General features: G+C 58.8%; 6 protein-coding genes. 1 reads left to right on the forward strand and 5 read right to left on the reverse strand.

What is annotated here, in order from left to right:
* The first annotated feature begins 220 nt into the window (after nucleotides 1–220).
* Nucleotides 221–643 carry a hypothetical protein gene (locus sphst_RS14090; protein ID WP_031395647.1) on the forward strand — a complete coding sequence of 141 codons (423 nt, stop codon included), beginning with the start codon at nucleotides 221–223 and terminating at the stop codon, nucleotides 641–643.
* Nucleotides 644–1,037: 394 nt separating this feature from the next.
* Here the strand turns inward: sphst_RS14090 and sphst_RS14095 are convergent, their stop codons facing one another.
* From sphst_RS14095 to sphst_RS14110, 5 genes are all read right to left on the reverse strand, one after another.
* Nucleotides 1,038–3,170: a S8 family peptidase gene (locus sphst_RS14095; protein WP_031395646.1), complete on the reverse strand. Its 2,133-nt coding sequence runs from the start codon at nucleotides 3,168–3,170 to the stop codon at nucleotides 1,038–1,040.
* An 859-nt stretch (nucleotides 3,171–4,029) separates the two neighbouring features.
* Complete coding sequence (locus sphst_RS14100) at nucleotides 4,030–4,404, reverse strand: hypothetical protein (protein ID WP_031395645.1); 375 nt, start codon at nucleotides 4,402–4,404, stop codon at nucleotides 4,030–4,032.
* Nucleotides 4,370–4,600: a hypothetical protein gene (locus tag sphst_RS20675; protein WP_159043645.1), complete on the reverse strand. Its 231-nt coding sequence runs from the start codon at nucleotides 4,598–4,600 to the stop codon at nucleotides 4,370–4,372. The genes sphst_RS14100 and sphst_RS20675 overlap by 35 nt, the downstream gene beginning before the upstream one ends.
* Before the next feature lie 906 nt (nucleotides 4,601–5,506).
* Nucleotides 5,507–7,561: a putative bifunctional diguanylate cyclase/phosphodiesterase gene (locus sphst_RS14105; protein WP_031395644.1), complete on the reverse strand. Its 2,055-nt coding sequence runs from the start codon at nucleotides 7,559–7,561 to the stop codon at nucleotides 5,507–5,509.
* Nucleotides 7,558–8,070, reverse strand: coding sequence for a GAF domain-containing protein (locus tag sphst_RS14110; protein WP_031395643.1), 513 nt, complete (start codon nucleotides 8,068–8,070; stop codon nucleotides 7,558–7,560). The genes sphst_RS14105 and sphst_RS14110 overlap by 4 nt, the downstream gene beginning before the upstream one ends.
* Nucleotides 8,071–8,511: the final 441 nt, after the last annotated feature.

An 8,511-nucleotide genomic window follows, 5' to 3' on the forward strand; every position in this document is an offset into this window, starting at 1 on the left:
CTAGCTGGTGCGGCTGAGATAGCAGACGACTGATCCAATTAGCGTGATGCAAAACTTTTGATTTTTGCATCACGAATGGCCGGGATGGAGAGGAAAGCGGACATTGCTGGGTGAAAGTAGAATAGGCTTGGGGTACCATGCTGACCTGCACCTACTCATTCCGAAAGGGCGATGCTTTGCACCTCGCCGGTCCCTTAGTTGCGCTCCTGCGCCCGCCTGAATGCTGATCGGGTTCGCTTTCACGTTTGCCGCCCAGGTGTCTTCATCTCTTCCAGTGCCGGTGAACGAGTTTCCCGCGACCAAGACGGACCAGGCGCTCACAAATTCAATCTCATGCAAGCCGAACGGCAGCTTTTCAGTCAGTCTGCGATGGCGCTTCCGACAGGGTGTGGTGAATGCCCTGGTCAAACGCAACGGCGTAGCATTGCCGCAGAAGGAGATCAGCAAGCTTGTCGCGGCTCTAACCAGGGCGACCGACCTGCTCTATGTTCAAATGGGTTGTTCCGGCTCACTCGATGCGCAGATTAATGTCGTATACGTGGGGCGAGAGAGTGGTCATCCTTCGGCGATGATGTTGCCGGTAACCGTCCGCTCAAACACCCTCGAACTGCTCCCAACCGTTCAGGTGCCGTTGCTTTTATAACGGAGCATATGCGCAATGTCGGCTGTTGGGCGTTCCTGTCGTTGCAAAAGGAACCCCTTTTGCGATACACGGACGCTGCCTTCGGCCACTTACTGTCGCAAAACCAGCGACTTTCGAGACGTCCGAAACTCAGGATATGTGCGACGCCGAGGCGGTAATCTGCTTGTGGATACCGCCCAAAATTGCCTCGATGGCGGTTGACCTTCATGGCCTATAGCTGGGAGGTAATATCTAAGGTGCCATTTTGTCCTCGGCCTGAACCGACCCCTTGTTGCTTTCGCTGCCCTCTTCCTTGCATCGCTGAGATCCCGTCCAAGGCTTGGCCACCATCTTACAATCAGGACAGCCAGTCAGACCGCGTGGATCCGGGCCGGTAGTTAAGCTGCCCCGCGTGTCAGAATCCGCGGTTGAAGCGTACCGCCAAACCGTAGTCGGTCGGAATATTCGCAAAATTGCCGGGGTCGCGGCGCAGGAACAGGTTGGATTCAAGTCCGCCGCCAAACGCTGGCAGGCTGTACCGGGCCTCGATATCAAGCTCGTGGCCACTTGGCGTGAGGTTCAGGCGCTGCGTGGTCCAGCCGGTTACCTGGCTGGTCGCATAGTCATAGTCGGTCGGCAGCGCGAGATCGATCCCGCCCCGTGCGACCCGCAGAGGCTGGGCGATGCGCAGGCCGATGCTGTCGGTACCGAACAGGCCCGCCTTGCCGATATCGGCTGCGAATGCTCGGGTATGGAGCATGCCGCCGCCGTTGAGACCGCCGCGGATATGCATGCTGGACCAGCCTTGGCGAAACGAGCCGCCGATCGACCAGCCATCGCCGCCGTCGAGCCGCGCCTTGGCATCGGCAAACCAGCTCGCTGCACGCGCAGCACCTAGCCCGGCATCGAGTCTCGCACCTAAAAACGTATTCTGCTCGCTCATCCGGGTAGCCGAGACATACGTCGACACCGCGCCGAATTGCCGATCGACACCGATAGCGACGCGCTCATAGCCTGACCGCCGCCAGCCGGTACGCGCAAATCCATCTGCCTCGCGGCGCGACAGCACATCGCCGGTTTCAATCCCCGCAGTCACGCCGAACCCACCAAAACGCTGCCGCACCGCGCTCGACGCCCGCGCGCTGCTGTCGAAGCCGAGGCCCGACATGGTGGCAACGAGAAACGCCGGTTCATACTGGTCCGTCAGCTGCGCGGTTATTGCAGTCGATTCCTGCGCAACGCCGAGCCCGAACGACAGCGTCTCGCCAAGCCGTTGGGTCATCGTTGCGGCAATCGCACGCGATTGCCCGGCGTCGAACCCGCTATTCGGACCAGCGTTTGGATAAACGTCGGCCCTGGTCAGGATCGACCGCGTATTATCATTGTCTGTGCTACCTGATCCGAAACCACGGGACTTCGGCACCAACGTCATCGACGCGGTCATGCCGCCACGCGCCACGGCAACCGCCCGGGTCCTTGATTGGAGCATGCCGCCCAACGTTGGCGATGGTGCACTGCGCCCGATCGTCGGGGCAAGATCGGTCGCGAAGGCACGGGCGTAGCCGTCGAGGACGACCGCGCCCAGCGACCCCTGCGCGGCATCGCCCATCGGTGCCGACAGCATGCCGTTGGTGACGAACGAGATCGCAGATCTCGACCCCGCGACCGACGTCGTCCCGAGCGGCTGGAATGCGCGCGTCAGGTCGAGCACGCCATTGCCATAGATCGCGTCGACTCCTGCGGCGCCGGTATCGCGCGCACTCTTGAACAGTATGTCGACGATCTGCGCGCCACTAAGATTGGGGAACGCCTGCGCGAGCAAAGCGACTGCGCCGGAGATTTGCGGGGCGGCGAACGACGTTCCCGACCAGAGGAAATTAGCCCCGTTATTGTCCGGTGCGGGGACCCGCTCGCCGACTGCGGTGAGAAAGTGTGCAGCGCCCGTGCCAGCCTTGTCACTGAACGTGGACAGCGTGTCGCCTGCACCGACCGAACCCGCGATGATCACCATGTTGCGAGCGATGCTGTCATTGGCGACATTGGTGAAGGGGTCGGGATTGTCGGTACCGTCGTTGCCTGCCGCGATCACCACGATGATCCCGGCCAGCGTCGCCCGGCCGACGGCATCCTTCAGGCTTTGCGGCATCGCCGATCCGCCAAGCGAGATATTGATGACCTTCGCACCTGCTGTCCGCGCGGTATCGACCCCGCGGGTGATCGCATCAGTGAAGAACTTGCAGCCCGATTCGGCGTCGTCCGTGGTGCCGCCGACGCAGGTGCCGGGGCGATCCGCGCGCAACACGATCAGCGTTGAATCGAACGCGACGCCGTGCGTGCCGGTGCCATTGCGCCTTCCGGCGAGGGTGAAGGCAACGGCGGTGCCGTGCCCTCCCTCGTCGTCGATCGATGTGTTGCCGGCGACCCCGGTCGAGGCGGTGGAGATACGGCTACCGAACTCCTCGCTTTGCAGGTCGATGCCGCTGTCGATGACGCCGACGCCGATGCCCAGGCCGGTCGCACCCCTATTATAAGCTGCGAGCGCATTCATCGACACCGCACCCACCGTCGCGCGGTATTCGCGTGTGTCGGAATTCGTCGCTGTCGGAGCGGGTGTCGGAGTGGGCGTTGGTGTAGGAACAGGCGCTGGCGTGGTTGGCGGGACGGATGCGTCAGGCGGCGTCGGTGTCGAATTGATGCCACCACCACCGCCGCTGCCGCATGCACCGAGAAACAACCCGCAGCCCAATGCCGCCGATCGCAGGAGCCCCGCCTTCGTGCCGCGCATGACATCCGCCCTATTTATCACTTGCAGTTTACTGGAATGCAAAGGGTTGCCCGATGGTTAAACTCAGGAATTTGTCGCAAATTTTCACCAAAGCAGCGAGCTGGATCATCAGGGATTTTCACGGCGGTCGTCTCTGATTCACGATCCGTGCTCGCGAAAGAGGCTGATATGGATGGGCCGAGCTTTATCGCGTGATTCGCGGGACCGTGTCGTTGCCGATGTTAATCGCGCTATCGTCCGACGAGCGGCCGAACGGCTGGGAATCAGCGCGGTGCGCTTTCCCAATCAACCGTCCCGATCGGGAAAGGCGGCAGCGCTGCGCAAGCTCGGCTATCACAGTCCGCCTCCCCTTAACCGGACCGTCCGCTTTCCTCACGTTATCGCCATTCAGCGGTCAGAGCTGTCGAAAAATCCGTATCAGCCGGGAATGAAGCTGTTACCCTCTCTATCGATCTATCGAGATATTCAATTCAGACTGGTTCTGCTTGAACCAATTTCCCTGCCAACGTGTTAGACGTGTGCCTCTCAGAGGTAATGGTATAGGCTCTTGCGGGTAAACGCTCCCCCGCCTATTCTCGCTTGGGCCTATACTTTCCCTTTAGTAGAAACGGCCGATAAACATTCACTTATTCGGAATGGTGGCAGAATGCAGTGATAGCTTTAGATCACGTGCCACTGTTAGTATTTCCTCGATTGCTTTCATACCCTTACCTGAAAGTACAAGCTCATCGTCAAGGTTTCCATCACCGTCCCCTAACAGTATCCCCTCCGCCGTGAGGTACTTAAGCCACCGCGACATCACGGCCCCGGCTCCAGCATTTTTAGCGAGTGTCATACGGGCAGTTATCGCATCCCCCCTGGCGTCGGCGATAAAGACCTCAAGCAGCAATTCCCACGCGAGTTCACCAAAGATTTCTTTGGGGAAAACTCGCGAACGCTGCCGTCGAAATTCTAGTATCGACTCAGCTAGTGATGCCATTTCGTCGTAGTCGCTCATGCACACCCCCGAACTCTTCCAAGGTTACCGCGCTAGACTTACCCCAGATTTGAGTTTCTACAGAATTATCATGCGCCTTCATTCGAATCAGCGCTTCAGTTAGCCATGCCGCCAAAACAAAATCCTGAGCAGCATCAGCAAATGCAATCATGCCTTCAATCTGAGTTGTAAAATTAATAACATTGGCCTGCGACATTACTTTAGTCCTTCATTGGGCGGCGCGTAATGCCGCATCGCGACTGAATAACGCCGACTGAATTAGGGTAGCCACACTTCTCCAACGACAAACATATCATCGTGGGAAACGCTCCGTTTCATATTGCTGTCGGTTTCTGAAGTCGGCGCCGAAAGCCGGTCAAGGTACGTCTTCCGACTCTTGTCGTTCGTATGTGCGGAAAGACCGCAGGCTTCGGGTTTCAGGGCTGGCTACCGCCTTGCATGAGTCGGGCGCGATCCCACTCCTCGCCGCCCGAACGGAAGGGAGCGGTAGCAAATCCAGCATATAAAGTAGGGCGCGGGAAAACCCTAAAATTCCTAACATTGAAGGAGTTCTGCGGTTTTTGACCTAACTTTTATCCTAATGTTTATATAATCCAATTATAACATTTAACCTGACTATCGACATTGAAAAAGTCGTCTCTTTTCAATGGGGTTAGGTTTTTTGGCTCAGAATGTTAGGCCTGATTAGGGTTCAACCCTAATTGGAAAGACATGGTTGCACAGGCAGTTAGGCCAGCACTTCCTGCGAGGTTAGGCATATTAGGGTTTTCCCGTGTAGTAGGCTGGCTATTCCCAGACCAATGGCGGCGTAATGCGCAATTCAGCCGCACTCAGCCACCGCATTTCGGGCAAAAATATAGGCCGAATGAGCCGCAGCGCGCGCCTGCAGGAGGCGATCGAAAAGACCCTGCCTCGTGCATCAATCCGCATCAACAGATGGCCGTCAAAAGCACCTAGAAACGCACGGTTTCTCTAGGCCTCGCATCAAATTCTGGTTTGCATCAAAAGAGACTCATAAAGCCTGCGGGCGAGGCGGGGGTTCTTGCGCTGCATTTGGGGTTACGTCAGTTCCTCACTTCCTTTCACGCAAAGCTCAGGGTCGTCAGCCGAAAGCTGCGTCCTCTTCAACGGCCCGCGGTGCCAATAGCATCGCGCGACGAACCTGGTCCGGGCTGGCGAGCGAACGGGACGGCTTACCGATCAGATACCCCTGGATCGCAGCGCAGCCTTCCCGGGCTACGATCGATAACTGTGCTGGCTGCTCGATGCCTTCTGCCAGCACCGGCATGTCGAGGCTGATGCCTAGCGCCGTAACGGAGCGCAGGATGGCGACAGCCTGTTCGCTATGTTCGATCTCGGCAACAAACGAAGCGTCCAGCTTGATACGGTCAAAGGGAAAAGCCCGCAAAACGTCCAGTGAGGAGTATCCCACGCCGAAGTCATCAAGCGCGATGGCGATCCCCATCGCTTTCAGTTGGCGCAGCTGGTTCAGGGCAAAGCGGCGATCGTGAATGATCGCGCTTTCCGTTAGCTCCAACGACAGCCGCTCGGCAGGTAGCCCACTGTCGAGCAAGGCCGATCGAACCGTCTCAACCAATTGCGGGTCAGAGAGATGGAGCGGCGAAAGGTTCACTGCCACAATATGGCGATTAGTCCAGAGGGCCGCCTCGAAACACGCCTGCCGTAATACCCAGATGCTAAGCGGCACAATCAGACCGCTGTCTTCAGCGATCGGGATAAACGTTACAGGGGAAATCGCGCCCCGCACTGGATGCTGCCAGCGGATGAGTGCTTCGTAACCGGTGACCTCCCCGGTCTTGACCGATGCCTGAACCTGGTAATGCAGTTCGAAGCTGCCGGCAGCAACGGCATCGCGCAGGTCATTGGCCAGCTCGCGACGTTCGCGTACGGCATCATCCATGTCCGCCTGATAAAAACACGGCGCGTTAGAATGCAGCGACTTTGCCCGGTACATGGCAAGGTCGGCCTTCGCGAGCAGGGTGTCGGCATCGCGACCGTCGTGAATGGCCAGTGCCACGCCTATGTTGGCGCTTACCGAGGCGGTGAACCGATCGAACTCGAACGGCGCCACGAACGTCTCGTGCAAGCGATCCAGGAAGCCGGACAGGTCATCAGCCGATGTATAGGAAATGAGCCCCGCAAACTCGTCGCCGCCCAGGCGGCAGATGTATTCTCCCGTCCTCAGCACGGCCGAGAAACGGGCAGACAGTGCGATCAGCAACTGATCGCCGGCCTGATGGCCGTAAGTATCGTTAACAGCCTTGAAGCGCGACAGGTCGAGCATGACGACGGCCATACAGGGAAGACCCGTTCGCACCGCGAGCCTGCGGCCCAGTTCATCGTTGAAGCTCATCCGGTTCGGCAGGTCGGTGAGTCCGTCGTGCAACGCCATGCGCCGTAGCCGCCGGTAGGATTCACCCTGGGTATGGCCGTCGATCAAGGCGCTGAGGGCTGCGCATCCGACCACGAGCATAGCAGCAACCGCTGTCGTGACGCCGAGCGCGGACAAGGTGCCGTCTGACAGACCTGAGCCCAGTTGTAGCACCGTGATATGCATCGATGCCATGCCGGTAAAATGGAGCGCGGCCACGGCGAGACTGAGCAAGCCTGCCGCCTGAGCCTTTCGCCAGCGGCCAGCACTGTTGATCGTTTGAAATGCAGCTGCCGCAAGAACCGAGGACAGGACGACCGAGGCGGTGATATAGCGCCAATCCCATGTGACGAGACCATCGATCCGGTATGCGGACATGCCGAGATAATGCATCGTCGAAATGGCCACGCCGATGATCCCGCCGCCAGCGGCACCCGCCCATCGCCGTTTGGTCGCAGCCAGGGCAAGTCCGGGCGCTGCAATGACAATGGCAAGCACCAGCGACGCCAGGGTAAGGATCGGATCGAGGACGACAGGCGCCTGCGTCCGGAACGCCATCATCGCCACGAAATGGGTAGACCATACCATGGTTCCCGTGCTGACCGCGGTCAGCATGACCCAGCCTACCCGGCTGGTGCCGCTCGCCGACAGGATCCGCTCGAACAGCTGGATGGTTGCGGCCGAACCTATCAGGCACACCAGTAGGGCTGTGAATACGAGGCGCAGATCATGTTGCTGTGTGATACATAAGGTCACCTGCATCATGCCGCAGTCCTTGCACGCCAGAGATCACGCCGACCTTCGAGAACCATCGCTGCCTGGCGTGCCAGGCCAACCAGATATGCGCGTTGATCGGCAGAAGCAGGTGACCGCGTGACGGTGTCGACAACGCAGAGGGCACCGACATCGATGCCGTTCAATAGTCGCAGCGGTGCGCCAATATAGTAACGAACGAACGGATCGCCGGCGACCACAGCGAGATGAGCGAAGCGTGGATCGCTTTGTGGATCGCAACATTCGAGTGCGCCTTCATGGTCGATCGCGTGTCCGCAAAAGCCGCTGTCACGGGGAATGCAAGATAGTATCAGACCATGCGTGGCCTTGAACCACTGATCCTCGTTGTGGATTAACGAAAGAAGCGCAATCGGAGCCTTGAAGGCAGAGGCGGCTTCGTTGACGAAGCGGTCGAAGCTCGGCTCTGCAGGGGTATCGAGGACGCCAAGCCCCTTCACCGCAAGCGAGCGTAAGTGCTCATGGAGGAGATTTTTGCGCATCGAAGGGCACCATCAAATAGCTAACCGGTGACATATCTTCTGAACTTGTTGATGAACGGTAACCGCGCCTGGGAGGTGCCAACCCCGACCGGCTGCGCGCCTGCGTTTCAGCACCGCGCGTCGCGGGCGTTATCGCCGACCATATCCTTTGATGACAAGTGCTGACGCCCGTTCGACCAACCAGATGGGCGAGCATCACAGGCGAGCACTGGGAACACACTACAAGCTAAGCAGTTTCCACATGTGCTTGAAGCGTCCTGCCCTTTCGGGGGGAACGGCGGTGAAAGCTCGCAATGCCCTGTCGTTTCTTAGACCGGCAGGGCATTTTTGTAACTATGTGCGGAACCGACACCGCCCTGCTCTGTTTTTGTCATAACCGGTCGGATACTTGTCCCCCTTTGGTTCCGCTGGCTTTTAAGACGCCCCGCTGCCCCCCCCCCC

Origin of the sequence: Sphingomonas sp. STIS6.2 (assembly GCF_000732685.2) — a bacterium.
GTDB classification, from domain to species: Bacteria; Pseudomonadota; Alphaproteobacteria; order Sphingomonadales; family Sphingomonadaceae; genus Sphingomonas; species Sphingomonas aerolata.

Coding starts and splice junctions, on each gene's coding strand:
- sphst_RS14090 (WP_031395647.1), top strand. CDS start 221: ATGCTGATCGGGTTCGCTTTCACGTTTGCCGCCCAGGTGTCTTCATCT.
- sphst_RS14095 (WP_031395646.1), bottom strand. CDS start 3,170: ATGAATGCGCTCGCAGCTTATAATAGGGGTGCGACCGGCCTGGGCATC.
- sphst_RS14100 (WP_031395645.1), bottom strand. CDS start 4,404: ATGAGCGACTACGACGAAATGGCATCACTAGCTGAGTCGATACTAGAA.
- sphst_RS20675 (WP_159043645.1), bottom strand. CDS start 4,600: ATGTCGCAGGCCAATGTTATTAATTTTACAACTCAGATTGAAGGCATG.
- sphst_RS14105 (WP_031395644.1), bottom strand. CDS start 7,561: ATGATGCAGGTGACCTTATGTATCACACAGCAACATGATCTGCGCCTC.
- sphst_RS14110 (WP_031395643.1), bottom strand. CDS start 8,070: ATGCGCAAAAATCTCCTCCATGAGCACTTACGCTCGCTTGCGGTGAAG.